Below are 20,261 nucleotides of genomic sequence, written 5' to 3' on the forward strand. Positions count from 1 at the left end.
TCATCCGGTCTCTGTATCACACGACGCCAGCGACAGGAACGCACCCAACTCGAGCAGGCGGTCCGGCGTCGCGGGCAGGTAGTCGGTCAGCAGCGCCGACCGCACGATGATCGCCGTGTACTTCGCGCGACTCACCGCGACGTTGAGTCGATTCCTGTTGAAAAGGAACGAAACCCCGCGCGGTACGTCGTCCGCCGACGAGGCAGCCATCGAAACGAAGACCACCGGTGCCTGCCTGCCCTGGAACTTGTCGACGGTGCCGACCTCGACGTCGGTGAATCCGGCGGCGTCGAGGCTGCGCCGAAGGGTCACCACTTGCGCGTTGTACGGCGTCACGACGAGGACGTGCTGCTGCGTCAACGGAGTCTCGCCGTTTTCGTCGGTCCACGTGGTGCCGAGCAGGTGGCGGATCTGGTCGACGATCGCGTCGGCCTCCTCCGGGCTGTCGGTGGAGTTGCCGTCATGCTCGACGGTCAACACCCGCACGCCGGGAGGCACCCCGTCGAGGCGACGGGCCGCGCTGACGTTCTCATGTGAGCGCAGCCGGCCGTCGTAGGACAGCCGCGAAACCGGTTCGCACACAGCGGGATGCATCCGGTACGAGTAGTCCAGGAAATAGCCGCGCTCCGTCGGAAGCGTGTGGTGTCCTTCCACCAGCCAGCCGAGCGCGGATTCGTTGACCGGTTCCGGATGCGTGCCCTGGCTGACCTGTGGCAGCTGCTGCGGATCACCGAGCAGCATCAGGTTCCTCGCGCAGGGCGCGACGGCGATGGTGTTGGCAAGGCAGTACTGGCCGGCCTCCTCGACGACGAGCAGATCGAGGGACAAGCGCGGAACCTTGTTGGCGTTGGCGAAGTCCCACGCCGTCCCGCCGACCACGCAGCCGGTCTCATCGCCGGAGTGCCCGGCGATGAAATCGGCGAACTCGGGATTCGTCAGATCGGTCCAGCCCGCATTCACGGTGTTGAGTTTCTTGCCGACCCGTTGCCCGTCGACCCCGGCCCTGAGAACGTCGCAGAACAGGTTCTCGACCACCGCATGCGACTGGGCCACCACACCGATGCGCCAGCCATGCTGGTTGACGAGCCGGGCGATCACGTCGGCCGAGGTGAACGTCTTGCCGGTGCCGGGCGGCCCGTGCACCGCGAGATAGGAGGAGTCGAGGTCCAAAAGCGCCGCGGTGATGTCGTCGGCGATGGCCCCGGTGCGGGGGAGCGGTCCGCCGCTGCGCGTGCGCGGATTGCGGCGCAGCAGGATGTCGGTGATCGCGTCGATGGGGAGGTTCGGCAGCCCGACCGCGATGAGCGCTGCCGTTTCGGCGATGGAGTCCTGCAACGGTTTGGTGTTGATCGGTGGGCCCGGGGTGAGCGCGAACGGCGTCTGCTCGAAAACGTCACCGTCCTTGGGTTGTTTCTCGACGATGACAACCTGTGTCGGCGCTTCCGGGTTGTCACACTCGACGACCGTCACCGAACCGAACCCGCGTCGGTCGGGATCATCGGCCATGCCTGCGGGCGCAGGCGGGTCGTACAGCGCGTACATGTCTTTGCACAGTTCGCCGTTGGCGATCTCGCCGTACAGCCGGACGTGTCGCTGCGGTTTGCGCGCCTTCGGCGGTTGATGCCAGTCATTGATGATCTCGGCACGTTCGGCGATGAACACATCGGAATTGTCCGACCACTCGTCGACGGGATTGTTGACTCGGTCGAAGTGACTCCACCAGTACGGCTTGTCCTCACGTTTGTGAAAGCCGCGGGCCGCGGCGACCATCGCGACGGCGATCTGCTCCGGGGTGCGGTCTTCGACCGTGTCGCCGGCGTATTTGAGCAGCCTGCGTTCGACGTCGTCGGCGAGTTCGATTGGCGCCCCGTCGGATACCGGCTGGGGACCGCGCGGCGGCACGCCGGACTCGATGGCGCGCGCCATCATCCAGTCGCGAAGCCGGCGCGTCGACCGACAGTCGTAGACGTTGTAGTCCTCGATCTCTTTGAGCACCGCCGCCGCCTCGTCGGCCCGCCCGTCGTCGCACAGTGCGCAGTAGCGCGCGTACTGGGTGATCGAGTCGGCGGCGGTGGTCACCTCACCGCTGCGAAGCTCGTTGCCCATGTACAGCGGTTCGAGTGACTTGATGCTGTAGTTCTCGGTGCCGACCCGAATGGTCTTGCGCACCAACGGATAAAGGTCGACGAGGATGCCGTTGCGCAGCAGGTTGTCGACGTCGTTCTCGCCGGCGCCGTAGCGGCCTGCCAGCCGTAGCAGGGTGCTCTTCTCGTAGGCGGCGTAGTGGTAGATGTGCATGCCGGGATAGCGGCGCAGACGCTTGCGCACCATGGCGAGGAAGTCGAGCAGCGCCTGGCGCTCACTGGCCCTGTCGTGCGCCCAGAACGGATGGAACTCGTCGTTGACAGTGAGCACGCCCCACAGATATTCCAGCCCCCACTCGCGGCCGTCGACGGTCCACAACGGGTCGCCCTCGAAGTCGAAGAACAGGTCGCCTTTGTCCGCATCGGGCAACACCATCAGCGGCTGCGCGTCGATCACCTGATACGGCGGCTTGCCGTCAACGCGGTCGGCAACCTGCAGCCGGGCCTGTGCCGTCAGCGTCCTGACGGTGCGGGCCGACAGCTGGTCAACGGCGCCGGTGTGGTCGGCCAGCTGGTGCACGGTGGTGATGCCTGCGTCGACAAGCCGCGCGCGCTGGCTGACCCGCATGCCCGCGACGAGCAACAGGTCGTCGGTGGCGCGGACCTGGATCTCGCATTCGGGGCAACGGAAGCAGGCGCGCACCTTGTCGTCCTGCCAGCTGACCGCCGTGCCGCCGGCCAGATGGTCGTCGAGCAGGCGCTGCAGCGCGGTGCGGCGCGGTAGGTACACCGGAAGCAACTCATCGACGCGGTAGGTGGCGGTGGCGCCGTCGCCGAGCACCAATTCGACCTCGTCGGCGACGGGCACCCCGGCCGCGGAGAGCGTGTGGGCGTAAGCGGCCAGTTGGAGCAGCGCCTCCACCTTGACCGAGCGCGCCAGCTTGGTGTCGCGCAGTGTGTATCGCTCGCCCGCCTCGGAGTGCGACAAGACCAGGAAGTCGGCGAATCCGACGAACCTGCCGTCGAACATGGCGGCCTGATAGATCAGTGGTGCGCGACGCTCGACGGCGCGCATGGTCTGCTCCGCGGCGGCGGTCAGGCCGTCGAAGGTGTACTTCGGCCTGCCGATGATCGCGACGTTGTCGTCGGCCAACTCGCGCAGCGAGTCGAGGTGGCGCTGCTCATGCTCGCCGCCGAGTTTGGCTGTCCGCGCGAGCAGTTCGTCCTCGACGGCGACCGCTGGGCCCCAGCCGAGTTGCGCGTCGAACGAGCGCAGCAGCGCGTACTCGCAGCGCGCCGCGGCGGCGAGATCGGACGCGCTGTAGACGACGCGGGCTCCGGCTTCATGGGAGGCGACGAACACGCCGCCAGCCTATGTGAGCCAACCGACACTTCGACCACGCCGAGACTGCGCACAGATCGTGTTTTCGCCCGTTATCGCGATCTGCCCGCAGTCTCGGCGGCAAGCTACCCGGGCGTGTTGCCGATCAACTCCACCCCGTTGCCGTTCCACCGGAACTTCACCACGCTGTCGAGGCCCGCGATCCCGCCGGAGTACTTCAGCGCGATGGTGTCGCCGGTGGTGGCCGACTCGTCGATGCCGTTGAACCCATAGGTGTCGGGCACGCCGGTCGGGATGAACTTGCCGAGGTGAAACAGCACGGCGCGGGTGTTCGGATTGTCGGAGTTGGTGTTGGCCTTCACGATGACCGCCGACAACTGCGCGCATTCGTTGTAATTGCCCGCCACGGGTTCTGAATTCCACGCCTGATTGCTGCGCGGGTCGCGAGGCAACTCGGACACCGCCTTGGCGATCTCGGGCGCGGCGTTGTTGACCGCGCACGGGTCGGCGGCGGCGGTGACGCCGGGCGCGACGACGGGCGGCGGAGGAGGCAGTGCCGACGGCGCAGGCCGCGCGGTCTCCGGGGCGGGCGACGTGGCCGTCGGCTCCGGCGTCTTGGACACCGTCGAGTCGCTCGACCCGCACCCGGCGACCGCGACCGTCGCCGTCGCAATGAGGGCGGCCAATTTCACGGCGGCCAATTTCACGGCGGCCAATTTCACAAAGGGGCAACCTACCGCCAATCCGGTCGCTCGTCGGACAGGCGCGGCCGGAAACCGCCGCCGCAACCACTAGACTTCCAGCGAGATGACGAGCTCCGAGCCGGATCCGACCGGCACCGATCTGACCTTTGCTGACCTGCAGATTCACCCTGCGGTACTGCAGGCGGTTGCCGACGTCGGATACGAGTCGCCGTCGGCGATCCAGGCGGCCACCATTCCCGCGATGATGGCGGGCTCCGACGTCGTCGGCCTTGCCCAGACCGGCACCGGTAAGACGGCCGCATTCGCCATCCCGATCCTGTCCAAAATCGACCCCGACAGCAAGACCACCCAGGCCCTGGTTCTCGCGCCCACCCGCGAACTGGCGCTGCAGGTCGCGGAGGCTTTCAGCCGCTACGGCGCGCACCGCAACGTCAACGTGCTGCCGGTGTACGGCGGCTCGTCCTACGGCCCACAACTGGCCGGGCTCAAGCGCGGCGCCCAGGTGGTGGTCGGTACGCCGGGACGGGTGATCGACCACCTGGAAAAGGGCACCCTCGACGTCTCACACCTGGATTACATGGTGCTCGACGAGGCCGACGAGATGCTGCAGATGGGATTCGCCGAGGACGTCGAGCGCATCCTCGCCGACACCCCCGAGTACAAACAGGTCGCGCTGTTCTCGGCGACCATGCCGCCTGCGATCCGCAAGATCACCAACAAGTACCTGCACGACCCGGTCGAAGTGACGGTCAAAGCGAAAACGCAGACCGCCGAGAACATCTCGCAGCGCTATCTTCAGGTGGCGGGTCCGCGGAAGATGGACGCGCTCACGCGGCTACTCGAGGTCGAGCCGTTCGAGGCGATGATCGTGTTCGTCCGCACCAAGCAGGCCACCGAGGAGGTTGCCGAACGGCTCAAGGCCCGCGGCTTCGCCGCCGCCGCCATCAACGGCGACATCCCGCAGGCAGTTCGTGAGCGAACGATCAACGCGCTCAAGGACGGTTCGATCGACATCCTGATCGCCACCGACGTGGCGGCCCGCGGTCTGGACGTCGAGCGCATCTCGCACGTGCTGAACTACGACATCCCGCACGATCCCGAGTCGTACGTGCACCGGATCGGGCGCACCGGTCGGGCAGGCCGGTCGGGCACCGCGCTGCTGTTCGTGACGCCGCGCGAACGCCACCTGTTGAACTCGATCGAGCGGGTGACCCGGCAGAAGCTCGTCGAGTCCGAGTTGCCCTCGGTCGACGACGTCAACGCCCAGCGGGTGGAGAAGTTCCGCGATTCGATCACCAAGGCGCTCGGTGAACCGGGAATCGACTTGTTCCGCAAGCTCATCGAGGGCTACGAGCGCGACCACGACGTACCGATGGCCGACATCGCCGCCGCACTCGCGCTGCAGAGCCGCGACGGTGAAGAGTTCCTGATGACCGAACCGCCCCCGGAGAAACGCCGCGAGCGGCCCGACCGTTCGAAGCGCGATGATGGTCCCAACAAGCCCCGCGAGCGGCGCAGCGACCTGGCCACCTACCGCATCTCGGTGGGCAAGCGGCACAAGGTGATGCCGGGCGCCATCGTCGGCGCGATCGCCAACGAAGGCGGGTTGCACCGCAGCGACTTCGGCCACATCACCATCCGGCTGGACCATTCGCTGGTGGAGTTGCCCGCGAAGCTGCCCAAGCAGACGTTGAAAGCCCTTGAGAAAACCCGAATTCAGGGCAATCTGATCAATCTGCAGCCCGACCGGGGCTCGAAGCGGCCGACAGGTAAGCCGAAGCGGAAGCACGAATGACCGCGCCGAAAGGCGTGAAAGACCCCGTCGCACAGGGCGGTCTGGAGTCGGTCGGCAAGGCCGAGCGGGTCGCTTCGCTGACCGGTATTCGGGCGGTGGCCGCGCTGCTGGTGATGGCGACGCACGCCGCCTACACCACCGGCAAATACACCCACGGATACGTCGGCTTGGTGTACTCGCGCATGGAGATCGGCGTGCCGGTGTTCTTTGTGCTTTCGGGTTTCCTGCTGTTCAGCCCGTGGGTGAAAGCCGCGGCGTCAGGCGGTGACCCGCCGTCGGTGCGTCGCTACGCCTGGCACCGGGTGCGCCGCATCATGCCCGCCTACGTCGTCACCGTGCTGATCGCTTATCTGCTCTATCACTGGCGCACCGCGGGACCCAACCCCGGCCACACCGTGATGGGGTTGCTGCGTAACCTGACCCTGACGCAGATCTACACCGACAACTATCTGTATTCCTATCTGCACCAAGGGCTTACCCAGATGTGGAGCCTTGCGGTGGAGGTCGCGTTCTACGTGGCGTTGCCGTTTTTGGCGTATCTGTTGCTGGTGGTGCTGTGTCGCAGGCGTTGGCGGCCGTCGTTATTGCTGATGGGAATTGCCGGGTTGGCGTTGATCACGCCCGCCTGGCTGATTCTGGTGCACACCACCGACTTCCTGCCCGACGGCGCGCGACTGTGGCTGCCGACGTACCTGTTGTGGTTCCTTGGCGGCATGGTGCTCGCGGTCCTGCAGTCGATGGGTGCGCGCGCGTACGCGTTCGCGTGCATTCCGCTGGCCCTGGTGTGCTACTTCATCGCCTCGACGCCGATCGCCGGCGAACCCACCACCTCACCGCACGAACTGCGTGAGGCACTGATCAAGGCGGCGTTCTACGCGGTGATCGCCACGCTGGCGGTCGCGCCGCTGGGCTTGGGTGACCGCGGCCTGTACGCGAAGTTCCTGGCGAGTCGGCCGATGGTGTTCCTCGGCGAGATCTCCTACGAAATCTTCCTGATCCACCTCGTCACCATGGAGTTGGTGATGGTGGAGATCCTGCGCTGGCGCATCTACACCGGCAATGTGGCGATCCTGTGGCTGGCCACCTTCGTGGTGACAGTCCCTGTGGCGTGGCTGCTGCACCGCTTCACGCGGGTTCGCACCACCTGACGCGAACCTGCGCGAGGCTGCGGCGCAGAAATCTGCGCCCCGCTCCGGCAGAGATGCCACGATATCGAGGTGACCGACGGTCGCGGGCACCCGAATCCCGACGGCAGAGACCGCCCGGCGAGTCGGGCGTCCGTAGACGATTTGCTCGATCGGGCCGTCGCGGCCATCAACCGCGGTGATCGTGTCACTGCGCGGGCGCTGGCAGAGCAGGTGCTGGCAGCACGCGGCACGGACGCCGAGGCGGAGGACTTGCTGGCGGCGCCCAGGCAGCCGGGCCTGATCCGGCGGTTGACCATTCTTTTCGCCGATCTGGTCGATTCGACAGCGTTGTCGACTCGAGTAGAGCCCGAAACATACCGAATTCTGGTCGGCCGCTATCGCGACCAAGTGCGGGGCGCAGTTGACCGGTACGAAGGCCACATCGGCTTCACCAAAGGTGATGGACTGCTAGCGGTGTTCGGCCACCCGGTCGCCCACGAAGACGACGCGCGACGGGCCGTGTTGGCCGGTCTGGAGATCACTCGGGAAGTCGCCCGGCTCAGCGATCAGGCGAAGCGCCGCTTGGCAACTGAGGTCAACGTTCGGGTCGGAGTGCACCGCGGGCTGGTGTATCTGGACACCGGCCAAGGCGGCGTGGACGGATTGGCGGCGAATCTGGCTGCGCGAGTCTGCGACCTTGCTCCTGCGGGCGCCGTCGTGGTGTCCGATGCGGTCGAGATGTTGATACGTGACGACTTCGAGTTGAAGGCTTGCCCCGCCGCACTGGTGAAGGGCGTCGAGGAACCGGTCTCTCACTACCGCGTGCTGGGTGAGCGCGGACGAGCGACGAGGCCGGGCCAAGGTCCGCTGGTTGGCCGTGATCGGGAGCTAGCGCAGCTCGAAAGTGCTTGGTCCCGAGCACAATCCGGCACACTGGACGTTCCAGGTATAGCCTTCCGGGGTGAGCCAGGCATCGGGAAGTCTCGGCTCGCGGCTGCGGCCGCCGAGCTGGTCGAGGCTTCCGGGGCCACGGTGCTCGACCTTGTCGGGTCGCCATTTCACACCGAAGCCGGCTTGCATCCTGTGCGCACACTGTTGGAGCGTCGCTGCGGAATTGATCGCAGCACTGGTCAAACCGAGCGACTTCGGCTGCTGGACGTCGAGGTTCGCGCCCGCGGCATGGATCCGCAGAACACAGTGCCGTTGTTGGCGCCGGTGCTCGGAATCGATGCGGAGACCGGGTACCAGCAGGTGGCCGCCGAGGGTCGAAGACTCTACGAGCTGGTCGCGCGGGCGGTGCGGACTTATCTGCTGACGTGTCTTGGCGACGGTGCCGGCTTGGTGGTGGCCGAGGACGTGCATTGGTTCGATCCATCGACCCTCGAGGTGCTCGGCGCGCTGTTGAAAACTGGCCAGGGGAGGCTTCTGGTGGTGATGACAGGTCGGCCCGGTGGCTGGACGCAGAACGATTGGCCGCATGCGGTCCTTGACCTGGCGCCGTTGACAGATGACGAAACGGACGCACTCATCACCGCACTGGATCCGGACCTGCCTGCGGATCAGCGGTCCACGGTGGCCGCGCGCTGCGACGGAGTGCCCTTCTATATCGAACAACTCGTCAATGGGCTTGGCCAGACAGGTGTGCCAGAAACGTTGTATGAGCCGTTGGTGGCCCGGCTGAGGACGACTCCGAAGGCGGTGCCGGTTGTGGAGGCGGCGGCGGTCATCGGACGGCAGTTCGATCGAGGCCTGCTGTACTCGGTAGTCGACCTGCGCGCCGACGAGATCGACGATGCCCTTGCCGAGCTCGGAGATGCGCTGGTGCTCGAATCTTGGCACAGCAGCGACAATTACCGATTCCGGCACGAATTGCTGCGTGAAGTCGCCGCGGAGTTGGCGCCCCCGAGTGTGCGGCGAGCGCTGCACGCCAAGGTTGCCGACGCGCTCGGCGGCGCAGGTGAGCCGGATTGGCAACTCGTCGCGGGCCATTATGACCGTGCCGATGCTTTTCACGAGGCCGCATCGGCCTACCAGCGCGCGTCGACCGACGCTCTCGCTCGCGGCGCGCTGGCGGAGGCCCATGCGTACCTGACCCGGGCCCTCACCGACCTCGATCGAGCCTCGTCAGGCCCCGACCGCGACCGCTTGGAGATGGCATTGCGCCTGGAGCGCGCACGCCTCACCAGGGCGGTCGAGGGATACCAGAGCGGTGATGCGGCCGCGGACTATGAACGGTGCCTGCAGCTGGCCGGAACAGACATGAGCGACCGGGAGCTATTTGCCACCCTTGCTGCCCTCGAGGGGTACTACGTCACCCGCGCCGATCTGCGTCGAGTGGTCGAGGTGCTCGAGGCGCTACGCACCGGCCTCGTGCACGGGCGCGAGTGGTTCGAGCCGGTGATCGAGTCCAACACCGGGCTGGTTGCTTTCCTTCGAGGCGAGTTCGCCTCTGCCACTTCCCATCTCGAAGCGGCGACGGCGGGTCTGGCCGCAGTACCGCAGCACACGGTGAACGCTGGGTGGTTTCTGGTCGATGAACCCCTGGCGTACGCCCATACCCACCTGGCTTGGGCGCGTTTCGTGCGTGGCGATCTCACAGGCGCAGAGACCGAGCTCGCGCGCGCGGCACGCCATGCCAAGAAGCTGGGCTTCCCGCCGCTGGGGCCATACATCATCGGCTACGCGTGCTCAGTGGAGATCGGAATGCGGATCGAGGCCGGCCAGCTCGACCGTGCGGCAGTGCTGGCCCCCGAGCTGAGTGCGCTCGGCGAGCGGCACGGCTTCGATGTCTGGCGGTTGGTAGGCGCCGTCTGGCAGGCCCTCGTTCGCGGCCTTCAATCCGTCGGAACCGACGGTGACCAGACGTCGTTGGCAGCGGACATCGCTACCGTGACCACACTTCTCGACGGCGCGCGCCAGGTGGGCCTGAACCTGTTCCTTACCTTTTACGACGGGATATTCGGGCGATTGCTGCTTGCTGCCGGCCAGTTCGAGACCGCCCGCCACCGTTTTGACACCGGCCTCGCGCTGTCCCGAGAGACCGGGATGCGCTTCTATGACGCCGAACTGTTGCGGCTGCGCGCCCAAACCTTCGACGACTCAGCCACGCGCCGAACCGAGATCGGCGCCGCCCTCGATCTGGCTCGTCGGCAGGGCGCGCCGCTTTTTCAATTGCGTGCCGCGCTGGATGATTTCGACGTCGGCGGCGAGCCTGCGCGAGCCGAACTCGTCGAGGCTCTCGGCCGCATGCCCATTGACTTCGATTGGCCGGAACTCGCTCGGGCGAGAGCCACGCTCTCAACTAGCTGACCCAAACCGGCGATCTCGCCGCCCCGTCGCGGTAGGCCCCACCGCCCGCCCAACTTAGGTTACGGTGCCCTAAGTAGGCGACACGAGGGGCGACGCATGTCCGACACACCATCGCGCGGCTTCCAGGGCGCCGTGCTCAAACTGCTGCGGGCGGGGGATTACCGGCTCACGGTCACCGGTCGACGCGCGGTCACCCCGCACTACCTGCGGCTGAGCTTCGAGGCAGGGGGCATGTTGACCGGTCGGCCAGTGCATCCCACGATGTGGATACGAATGTGGTTCCCCGACGGCGACAAGCTTCATCAGCGCGGCTACACACTGGTCGACCCGAACCCCGACGCCGGCACCGTCGACATCGAGTTCGCGCTGCACGACGGTATCGCGTCGCGGTGGGCGCAGCGCGCACAGCCGGGCGACACCATCGACGTGACCGTGCTGGGCAGCAACTTCACGCTGCCCGCGCCACGGCCCGCGGGCTATGTCATCGTTGGAGACACGGCATCGCTGCCCGCGATCAACTCTCTGCTGACCGCCATCGGCGACAGCCCGGCGCGGGTGTTCCTCGAGGCCGGGCACGACGCGGACAAGCACTTGCCCGTGGCGCGCAGCACCGGTGTGGTGTGGGTGGACCGCAAGAACGGCGGGCAGGCGCTTGTCGAAGCGGTCAGCTCAGGCGCATTCGACGCCGCCGATCACTTCGGTTGGGTCGCGTGCGACAACCGGACCACCCGAGCCGTGGCCAGGACTTTCCGCGAAGATTACAAGATCCCGCGCAAATCGATCAAGGCGCAAGCCTATTGGGTGGCCTGACTTCTCGGCACCACCATGGGCACGACGAATTCCTCGAGCATCGCGCGCTCGTCGGCCTCGTCGTGGCCGGGAAACAGGAACAGTGACGTCATCACCCGCACCAGCCAGCGGGCCCGTTTCGCCACCACGTCCGGTTCGTCTGGGCCAAGGGATATCACGAACGCCTCGGTGAGTGCCCTGATGACCTCCGACTGCTCGGCCATCTCCGCGCCGATCGGTCGTTGGGTCGTCGCGAACCACGATGCGAGCGCAGGGCTTTCGCGCACGTTGCGCATGGAGCCGATCATGCCTTCGATCAGCCGCTCGCGTGGATCTGTCACGGAGTTGATCTGTTCCGTCATCTCGCGATACAGCCGGTGCGCCTCGCGATGCACATACGCGGTGTAAAGCGCCTCGCGGTTCTCGAAGTACCGGTACAGGGTGGCTCTGGAACACCCCGCAGCCGAGGCGATTTCATGCATGCCGACGGTCGCGGCCTCCTGCTGGGCGAACAGTTCACCCGCCGCGTCGAGGATTCGGTCGGCAGCCACCTCGGTGCGCCGCGACGCCAGCCAGTCTCCTGGCATCAGGCCTTCACCTTGATCGGCACCGACAATGGCCGGCGTACGTAACTGCCGCCCGCCCAGGTGATTTTATCCTCGTCGACCTCGAAGTTCGGGCACCGCGCCAGCAATTCGGTCAACGCCACGCGCGACTGCATGCGGGCGGCGGCGGCGCCGAGGCAGAAATGCGCGCCGTGGCTGAACGTCATGATGTTTCGCGGCCGGCGCTGGACGTCGAGTTCAGCGGCGTCGTCGCCGTACTCCCGCTCGTCGCGGTTGGCCGAGCCGTAAAGCAACAGCACCTTGCGCCCGGCGGGAATGGTGGTGCCTTCGATCGTCACGTCGCATGTGGTGGTGCGGGCCAGGCCCTGCACGGGCGACGTCAGCCGCAGGAACTCGTCGATCGCTTCACCGATCAGGTCGGGGTTCTCGACGAGAAGCCATCGCTGGTCAGGCCGCTGATGCAGTAATTGCGTTGTGCCGCCGAGCATTCCGGTGGTGGTGTCGTTGCCGCCCGTCACCATGGTGAAGGTGAACGCCAGAATGGACAGCACTCCCGCGATGTCACCGTCGGCGCCCACACCCGCTGCCACCAGATGCGAAACGGTGTCGTCGCCTGGATCGGAGCGGCGGCGTTCGATCAGCGCGGTGAAATAGGCCATCATCTCGCCGAGCGCGTCGCCGAGGCCACCCAGCGCTGCCGCCACACCGCCCGAGGTGGTGCTGGCGGCCACGATTGCCTCTGTCCAGCCGTCGAATTGGTCCCTGTCCGCGTCTGGAACCCCTAGATAGTGTGCGACCACCATCGACGGCAACGGCTTGAACAACTCGGCGACGATGTCACCGCCGCCGTTGGCACGCAACGCTTCGATCCGCTCGACGACGAACTCGCGCACCTTCGGCTCGACCGCCTCCACCTGCCGTGGAGTGAACCCTCGCGACACCAGCTTGCGGAACTCGGTGTGCACGGGCGGGTCCTGCATCACGAACGGCGGGTTGTCCTGCAGGCCGATCAGCTCGAGCTCGCCGTAGTTGACGGTGAGCCCCTGCGCCGACGAATACGTCTGATTGTCGCGGGCGGCCCGCCAGGTGTCGGCATGCCGGGACAACACGTAGTAGTCGTGATCCGGATTGCTTTCGGGCACCACGCGGTGCACCGGGTCATGATCGCGCAGCGCCTTGTACATCGGCCACGGGTCCGGCCACGTCTCGGCGTCGGCGAGCTGGAATCGGACCGGCGACCCGTGAGACAGAGTGGCTGTCATGTCTCATTGGTACGACAGGACGCTAGGACGTGTCAATAGCGTCTAGCGATTCGCGGTCAAATGGCAGCGCCCGGGTTGAGGATGCCGTCGGGGTCGAGGGCCCGCTTGATCCGCTGGTTGAGCTCCATCGCCTCGGGCCCGAGTTGACCGGCCAGCCACGGCCGTTTCAGCCGGCCGACGCCGTGTTCGCCGGTGATCGTGCCGCCGAGCCCCACGGCGAGGTCCATGATCTCGCCGAACGCCTTCTGCGCGCGCTCGGCCATCGCTTCGTCGGCGGGGTCGAACACGATCAGCGGATGGGTGTTGCCGTCGCCGGCATGCGCAATGACCGAGATCATCAGGTCGTGGTTGGCCGCGATCTTGCCGACCCCGGCCACCAGGTCGGCCAGCGCCGGAAGCGGCACACCGACGTCTTCGAGCAGCAGTGAACCCTTCAATTCGACCGCGGGGATCGCGAACCGGCGCGCCGCGACGAACGCTTCGCCTTCCTCCCGATCAGATGTCGAAAAGACTTCCTTCGCACCATGTTCCGTGAACACCGAAGCCATGAACTCCGCGTCCTCGACGCCGGACGGTCCGCGGTCGTCGGTGGCGGCAACCATCATCGCGGCGGCGTTTCGGTCCAAGCCCATCCGAAGCTTGTCCTCGACGGCGTTGATCGCCGCGGCGTCCATGAACTCGAGCATCGACGGCCGGATCTTTCCGGTGATGGTGACGACGGCGTTGGCGGCGGCCTCCACCGAGTCGAAGGTCGCGACCACCGTGCACGCAATCTGCTGCGGTGGCAGCAGACGCAAGGTCACCTCGGTGATGATGCCCAGCGTGCCCTCGCTGCCGACGAACAGCTTGGTCAACGACAGCCCGGCGACATCCTTCAGCCGCGGCCCGCCGAGCCGCACGACGGTCCCGTCGGCGAGCACCACCTGAAGGCCGAGAACATAGTCGGTGGTGACGCCATATTTCACGCAGCACAAGCCGCCCGCGTTGGTCGCGATGTTGCCGCCGATGCTGCATATCTCGAACGACGACGGGTCCGGGGGATACCAGAGCCCGTACTCGGCGACCGTCTTCTTCACCTCGGCGTTCAGCAGTCCCGGTTGCACGACGGCAGTCCTGGTGACCGGGTCGACGGTGATGTCGCGCATCTTCTCGGTGCTCAACACGATGCCGCCGGTCAACGCCGTGGCACCGCCCGACAGCCCGGTGCCCATACCGCGTGGGACCACCGCGATCTTGTGGGCCGTCGCCCACCGCATCACGGTCTGCACCTCTTCGGTGCGACGCGGCCGGACGACGGCCATCGCCGTGCCCGCATTCGGATCCATCGCGCGGTCCTGCCGATAGGACGCCACGATGTCGGGATCGGTGACGACGACGCCATCAGGCAACTCGGCGATCAAGCCGGTCAGTGCAGACTCCACGTATCCGATCGTACGAGTCGTCGGCCTCGGGGCGGAGAAGCGCTTATCCTGAACCAAACGGGGTGGACCGGCGGAGGTCGGGGGATGACCGCAGCGACGGGCTGTAGCGGGTGCGGCGCCGCGCTGTTGGACGGCGCCCGGTTCTGCCACAAGTGCGGTTCGCCGGTCGCAGCGCCCGAAACGGCCGCCGAATACAAGCAGGTGACCGTTCTCTTCGCCGACGTCGTTCGCTCGATGGATCTCGCAGCGGCGCTGGGGCCGGAACGGCTCCGGGAGATCATGGGCGGACTCGCCCGCACGGCCACCGCCGTGGTGCAACGTTATGGCGGCACGGTCGACAAGTTCACCGGCGACGGCATCATGGCGCTGTTCGGGGCCCCTGTTGCGCTGGAGGATCATGCCATCCGGGCGTGCCTTGCCGCGCTGGACATCCAGCGTGAAGCTCAGGCGCTGGCCGCCGAGATCCAACGGCACGACGGCGTTGCGTTACGGCTGCGCATCGGCCTGAACTCGGGTGAGGTGATCGCAGGTGAACTCGATTCGGGGACAGCGACATACACGGTGATCGGCGAGCAGGTCGGCATGGCGCAGCGAATGGAATCGGTGGCGCCCGAAGGTGGCGTGATGCTCAGCGACTCCACCGCGCGGCTGGTCGAAGACGTCGCCACGTTGGGTGAGCCGGAAACGATAGACATCAAGGGATCTCGTGCCCCCGTCGCTGCTCGTTGTCTTCTCGCCGTGGCGGCGCACCGACACGCGAGTCGGGTCGAACCCACTTTCGTGGGCCGTGAATGGCAACTCAACGCGCTCAGCGGGATCTTGGACCAGGCGATCAAGGGAAAAGGGAGCGTCGTCGGCGTCGTCGGCCCTGCCGGCATAGGGAAGAGCCGCATCGTCTCCGAAACAGTGGCGGTTGCCGCCGGTCGCGGGATGGAAATCTTCACCGCGTATTGCGAATCGCACACCAGCGAGGTCCCCTTTCACGCCGCCACAGAGGTGTTGCGTGCAGTCATCGGACTCAGCGACCTCGACGACGCGGCTGCCCGCGCGCAGGTGCGGGCGCGGCTGCGTGACGCCGACAGTGAAGACCTCGTACTTCTCGACGACCTGCTCAACATCGCCGACCCCAACGTCGTTCCGCCGCAGATAGATCCGGACGCGCGCCGCCGGCGGCTGACGACGATGGTCAACGCTGCGGCGCTGGCCCGCGTGACGCCTGCGGTCCTGGTCATCGAAGACGTTCATTGGATCGACGAGATCAGTGAATCGATGATCGCCGGTTTCCTCTCGGTGGTACCGAGGTCTCGTTGGTTGGTGGTGATCACCTACCGGCCCGAATACGACGGTGCCTTGTCGCGTACCTCACGATCGCAAACCGTGGCGCTCGAGCCGCTGGATGATTCGCAGATATCGTCTTTGACCTCAGAGCTGCTGGGCAATCACACTTCAGTTGAGGTGCTCGCTTCGACGATCGCCAAGCGCGCGGCCGGCAATCCGTTCTTCACCGAGGAGATCGTGCGGGACCTGGTCGAACGTGGTGTGCTGACGGGGACGCGCGGGGCCTATGTGTGCGCCGACCCTGGGACAGAAGTCAGCGTGCCGGGAACGCTGCAGGCAACGATCGCTGCTCGCATCGACCGGCTCCGCCCCAAGGCCAAGCGGACACTGTGCGCCGCAGCCGTGATCGGCTCGCAGTTCAACCCTGGCCTGTTGAAGGCGCTTCAGGTGGATCCGGCCCTCGACGACCTCGTGGCGGCAGAACTCATTGATCAGGTCGTGTTCACGCCGAACGTGGAGTACGCGTTTCGTCATCCGTTGATCCGCACGGTCGCATACGAATCCCAGCTCAGATCGGAACGCGCGCAACTGCATCGGCAGCTGGCCACGACGTTCGAGCCCGACGACCAGAATGCGGCGCTGATCGCCGAGCACTTCGAGGCGGCGGGCGATCTGGGCGACGCGTACCAATGGCATATGCGTGCGGCCGCATGGTCGGCGCAGCGCGACTATCCCGCAGCGAGAGCGAGTTGGTCTCGCGCGCAGCAGGTTGCGGATCGGCTACCTGCTGAGCATCCGAACCGGACGCAGATGCGGATCCAGCCGCGCACGCTGCTGTGTGGCAGCGCGTACCGAAGCGCCGCCGCGCTCGCCGATGCGGACTTCGACGAGTTGCGTGACCTGTGCATGGCAGCGGGAGACAAGGCGGCCTTGGCCACCGGGATGGCAGGGCTGGTCGGAGCGCACGTGTTGAACAACCGCATCCGAGAGGCAGATCAGCTGGCCTCGGAGTACATGGCGCTGCTCGAATCGATCGATGATCCAGCGCTGACAGTCGGGCTGTCGTTCGCCGCCATCGTCGCCAAGATTCAGCGTGGTGACCTCGAGGATGTGCTGCGCTGGTCCCAGCGAATGGTTGACTTCGGCGCGAGCAATCCCATCGAGGGCGGGGTCTTCGCCGGCTCGCCGCTCGCAGCTGCACTCGGCTGGCGCGGAGTCGCTCGATGGGGGCTTGGCATGTCCGGCTGGCGTGACGATTTCGACCGCGCCGAGGCAATGACGCACGAAGCGGGCCCGAGCTCACGAGCCGTCGTCTACGCCTTCACCTACGGCCTCGCGATTCCGCGGGGCGTCGTCCTTGCCGACGACCGGGTGACGCGCGAAATCGACATGGCGCTGCAGGCCGCCGAGCGCTCGACTGACGACATCACGCTGTTTCTGCTGTGGTTCGCTCTCGGGCTCGCGCTGGTGCATCGCGATCGGGACCATCAACGCGGAATGGAGATGCTTGCCGAGCTTCGGGAAAAGTGTGTGACCGAACGCTATGCCGTCAACCTCGTCAATGGGATCGACACCTTCCTGGCGCGGGAGAAGGCCCTGACGGGCGACGTCGACGCCGCGATATCGCAACTGCGTGCGCTCAGCGCCAAGCTGTTGGCCGCCGAGTATTACTGGACTTACGAAGGATCGGCGGCCATGCTTGTCGAAACGCTGATGGAGCGAGCCGCCGAATCCGATCTCGCGGAAGCTGAGTCGTTGATCGAGCAATTGGCATCGCTTCCGTCGCATATCAGCCCGGCCTGGCGCAACATCACGTTGCTGCGACTGAACGCACTGCTGGCACGTGCCCGAGGCGACGAAGCCGCCTATCGCGACTACCGCGATCGATATCGCGAGATGGCCACGTCGCTTGGCTTCGAGGGCCACATCGCGTTGGCCCATGAGATGGCGTGACTACTTCTCAGGGCGGTCGGGCAACACCATCTTGATGAGTTCCTCACGGGTTGCCGCACTGGTTTTCGTCATGGCGCGGTAGATGTGGCCTTCCACTGTGCGCGTCGAGACGCACAACCGCTCGGCGACGTCCTTCGTCGAATAACCGGAACCGAGCAGCCGGACGATCTCACGTTCACGTCCGGTGAGCGGCAAGGGCTCACTGACTTCACGCAGCGCGGGCGTGCTGATGCCGCCGCACCGCCGTGCCAACGCCTCGGCGCGCGCCGAACATCCGAGCGCCGACCCTCGCAGCTCGCCCTGGCGGAAGGCGATGCACGCGTGCGCGGCCGCGTCCACCGCCGCGACGAGGTCGCCAGCCTCCTCGAACTCCTCTGACACTGTGGACATTTCGGCCGCCCTGGACCCCGCGAGCGCCGATGCGAAGCGGGCGGCAAGCGCTGCCCGCGGCCCCTCGACCACTGATGCGAGCTCAGTCAGCCGCGCTGCGACCGATGCATCACCGAACTGGGCCGCCGTTTGCAGACACATCACCTCCGCGGCGAATTGGCCCTTGGCCGCGGCGCTGTGCGCCGCCGACAGCATCGTCGCGATCGCCTCGGTCAGTGCGCCCTGGCTTGCCGCCAGCCATGCGCGCGCCAAGCTCTGCTCGTAGTCCAGCTTGCGGAATGGGCGACGGGTTTTTTCGAGGGCGGTCAGCACCGCGGCGGCGTCGTCGGTCGCGCCACGGATGGCCAGCGCCGTCGCGTAGGGCACGTGATACCGGTATCCCCAACCCATTTCGTTGCCCGACGCGGACAGCGCAGGGGCAGCGGTGCCCAACAGCGTGCATGCCTGGTCCAAGTGGCCCGCGAACAACGCGGCCCTACCGGCGATCGCGGTACCCACCAACTGGGCCGCCCCCGGCATCTCGGCGCCCTGCTCGCGGACACGCTGCGCCACCGCCAGTCCTTCCGCGAACCGACCGGCCAGCAGCAGGGCGCTCACGTGCGCGTCGGCGATGTTGAACCGCATCTGCGGCGAGTCGAAGAACCGGGTCGCGACCTGGTATCCGGTGTCGGCGACGGCCACTGCCTTGGCGGTCTTTCCCGCGTCAGCCAGCACCACCGCCAGCGCCCACGCGGTCTCGGCGCCCGCGACCGCCGGAAGGTCCTCCAGCACAAGGCCTTTGGCCGCCTCGAGCGCTTCGTGCGGTTGATCCACCGCAAACCAGTACACCGTCAGAAAGGCGTCGATCCACAGCCGAGGGCACACGCCGCGTGCGGCTTCGTCGATGATCGCCTTCGCCCTGTCGGCATCCCCGAGGGCCCACAGCATGTTCAGGGCGCGCAGGTAGGCGAGCCGACCGCGGTCGTCGTCGCCGAGCTGCAGCCCAGCCAACTCCGCCAACACGGCATCGGCCTCATCGCCGGCCGGGAACCACGACAACGCATGCGCGCGAAGAAAATATGCGCGCGGGGGGCCGCCCGCCCGGATCGCGGCCTTCGCCAACCGGTCGGCCAACCGGAGGTCGCCGACCCAGACCGCGCCGCCGGCCGCCTTGAGCAGTAGCTCGGTGTCGGGCGTCAGATCGGAGTCGAGGATCAGCGAGGCCCGCCGCACGACCATGCTCATCTCGTCGCTGCCCGGCGTCCTCGCCAGTTCCTCGGCGACCTGGCCGCGAAGTCGTCGGAGCCTGGTCTCCGGCGAGCGGGACCGTCGCACCTCACCGTAAAGCGGATGTGCCAACCGCACTTCGAGTTCACTGTCGAGTTCGTCGACAGTTATCAAACCCCGGACATGCGCTTCCTCTATCGCGCCGGCGTCCGCGATCCGTCGCAGTGTCGACATCCCCAGCGGTTCTCCCACCGCCAACGTGTCGATGACCTCACCGACGGGCTGCGACAGTCCGCTGAACCGGGATTCGATCAACTCGACAAGGCCCCTCGGCATGCACGGCTCGCCGATCCACTGCCAGTAGCCGCTCTGCTGTTTCAACCGGCCGTCGGCGATCTCCTGCTCGACGATGTTGCGCAGGTACAGGGCGTTCCCGCGGGTCAGCTTCCACAACCGCATCGCGGCGTCCGGATCCACCGGGCCGCCAAGCGCCCCGACCAGCAGGTGACCGATGTCGTCGGCCGACAGCGGTTGCAGATCCAGTCGGTCGAACTGGCCGCCCCGCCATATCTCGTAGATCTCGGTCGGCACGCGCTCGCCCTCGCGCACGGTGAGCACGACCTTGGCGGCTTCGCGCTGCACGATCTGATGTAGAACGAACGTCGACAGTTCGTCGAGCAGATGCACATCGTCGACGCCGAGCACGACCTTGATACCTGCCGGCGCCGCGGTCACCGAATCGATGACGCCGCGTACCAGCGCAAGGCGGTCGTTGCTGCCAGATCCGGTCCACGGTGCGAACGCGCCGAGTGGCAATTTGCGCGCCGACATCGTTCCGACCGCCCAGCGCGGCTCGAAACCCCGCGACGCCACCGACGCCAGCCCCTCGCGCACGATCCGGCTCTTACCGACGCCTGCCGGTCCGCTGACCAGGATGCCCGCGAGGCCCGGATCCGTCAGCGCCGCCACGATGGTCTGCATCTCCTCCGAGCGACCGATCAAAGGCCACGTCAACCGCACATCGAGAGCCTAGAA

General features: G+C 66.6%; 11 protein-coding genes. 5 read left to right on the plus strand and 6 right to left on the minus strand.

Going from position 1 to position 20,261, the window contains the following annotated elements; all coding sequences use genetic code 11:
• Entirely contained in the window at positions 1 to 3,447 is a 3,447-nt protein-coding gene (locus tag ACGFK1_RS11120; protein ID WP_393428302.1) for a TM0106 family RecB-like putative nuclease, read from the minus strand.
• Between the two features lie 104 nt (positions 3,448 to 3,551).
• A complete protein-coding gene (locus ACGFK1_RS11125) occupies positions 3,552 to 4,142 on the minus strand; it encodes an LppP/LprE family lipoprotein (protein WP_393428483.1) in 591 nt (196 codons plus the stop codon).
• A gap of 91 nt (positions 4,143 to 4,233) precedes the next feature.
• On the opposite strand from ACGFK1_RS11125, the gene ACGFK1_RS11130 reads away from it, so the two are divergent.
• From ACGFK1_RS11130 to ACGFK1_RS11145, 4 genes are all read left to right on the plus strand, one after another.
• A complete protein-coding gene (locus ACGFK1_RS11130) occupies positions 4,234 to 5,925 on the plus strand; it encodes a DEAD/DEAH box helicase (protein WP_393428303.1) in 1,692 nt (563 codons plus the stop codon).
• Positions 5,922 to 7,073, plus strand: a complete 1,152-nt coding sequence (locus tag ACGFK1_RS11135; RefSeq protein WP_393428304.1) for an acyltransferase family protein — start codon at positions 5,922 to 5,924, stop codon at positions 7,071 to 7,073. The genes ACGFK1_RS11130 and ACGFK1_RS11135 overlap by 4 nt, the downstream gene beginning before the upstream one ends.
• A gap of 69 nt (positions 7,074 to 7,142) precedes the next feature.
• On the plus strand, positions 7,143 to 10,361 hold the full coding sequence (locus tag ACGFK1_RS11140; protein ID WP_393428305.1) for an ATP-binding protein: 3,219 nt from the start codon (positions 7,143 to 7,145) through the stop codon (positions 10,359 to 10,361).
• Between the two features lie 96 nt (positions 10,362 to 10,457).
• Complete coding sequence (locus ACGFK1_RS11145; RefSeq protein WP_393428306.1) at positions 10,458 to 11,171, plus strand: siderophore-interacting protein; 714 nt, start codon at positions 10,458 to 10,460, stop codon at positions 11,169 to 11,171.
• On the opposite strand, the gene ACGFK1_RS11150 is transcribed toward ACGFK1_RS11145, so the two are convergent.
• Genes ACGFK1_RS11150 through ACGFK1_RS11160 form a run of 3 tightly spaced genes read right to left on the minus strand, consistent with a single transcriptional unit; the run spans position 11,156 to position 14,399 of the window.
• Entirely contained in the window at positions 11,156 to 11,737 is a 582-nt protein-coding gene (locus ACGFK1_RS11150) for a TetR/AcrR family transcriptional regulator (protein WP_393428307.1), read from the minus strand. The genes ACGFK1_RS11145 and ACGFK1_RS11150 overlap by 16 nt on opposite strands.
• A complete protein-coding gene (locus tag ACGFK1_RS11155) occupies positions 11,737 to 12,978 on the minus strand; it encodes a cytochrome P450 (RefSeq protein ID WP_393428308.1) in 1,242 nt (413 codons plus the stop codon). Before ACGFK1_RS11155 ends, ACGFK1_RS11150 begins: the two co-directional genes overlap by 1 nt.
• 56 nt (positions 12,979 to 13,034) lie before the next feature.
• Complete coding sequence (locus ACGFK1_RS11160; protein ID WP_393428309.1) at positions 13,035 to 14,399, minus strand: FAD-binding oxidoreductase; 1,365 nt, start codon at positions 14,397 to 14,399, stop codon at positions 13,035 to 13,037.
• An 84-nt stretch (positions 14,400 to 14,483) separates the two neighbouring features.
• On the opposite strand from ACGFK1_RS11160, the gene ACGFK1_RS11165 reads away from it, so the two are divergent.
• Positions 14,484 to 17,630, plus strand: a complete 3,147-nt coding sequence (locus ACGFK1_RS11165; RefSeq protein ID WP_393428310.1) for an AAA family ATPase — start codon at positions 14,484 to 14,486, stop codon at positions 17,628 to 17,630.
• Here ACGFK1_RS11165 and ACGFK1_RS11170 read toward each other — a convergent pair whose 3' ends face one another.
• The gene (locus tag ACGFK1_RS11170) at positions 17,631 to 20,207 is read right to left on the minus strand and encodes a LuxR C-terminal-related transcriptional regulator (protein ID WP_393428484.1); all 2,577 of its coding nucleotides are present in this window, start codon (positions 20,205 to 20,207) and stop codon (positions 17,631 to 17,633) included. It lies immediately after the preceding gene.
• Positions 20,208 to 20,261 lie beyond the last annotated feature (54 nt).

This window comes from Mycobacterium sp. NPDC048908 (genome assembly GCF_043197955.1).
In the GTDB taxonomy this organism is placed as follows: Bacteria; Actinomycetota; Actinomycetes; order Mycobacteriales; family Mycobacteriaceae; genus Mycobacterium.

Coding starts and splice junctions, on each gene's coding strand:
- ACGFK1_RS11155 (WP_393428308.1), bottom strand. CDS start 12,978: ATGACAGCCACTCTGTCTCACGGGTCGCCGGTCCGATTCCAGCTCGCC.
- ACGFK1_RS11150 (WP_393428307.1), bottom strand. CDS start 11,737: ATGCCAGGAGACTGGCTGGCGTCGCGGCGCACCGAGGTGGCTGCCGAC.
- ACGFK1_RS11170 (WP_393428484.1), bottom strand. CDS start 20,207: ATGCAGACCATCGTGGCGGCGCTGACGGATCCGGGCCTCGCGGGCATC.
- ACGFK1_RS11135 (WP_393428304.1), top strand. CDS start 5,922: ATGACCGCGCCGAAAGGCGTGAAAGACCCCGTCGCACAGGGCGGTCTG.
- ACGFK1_RS11130 (WP_393428303.1), top strand. CDS start 4,234: ATGACGAGCTCCGAGCCGGATCCGACCGGCACCGATCTGACCTTTGCT.
- ACGFK1_RS11145 (WP_393428306.1), top strand. CDS start 10,458: ATGTCCGACACACCATCGCGCGGCTTCCAGGGCGCCGTGCTCAAACTG.
- ACGFK1_RS11165 (WP_393428310.1), top strand. CDS start 14,484: ATGACCGCAGCGACGGGCTGTAGCGGGTGCGGCGCCGCGCTGTTGGAC.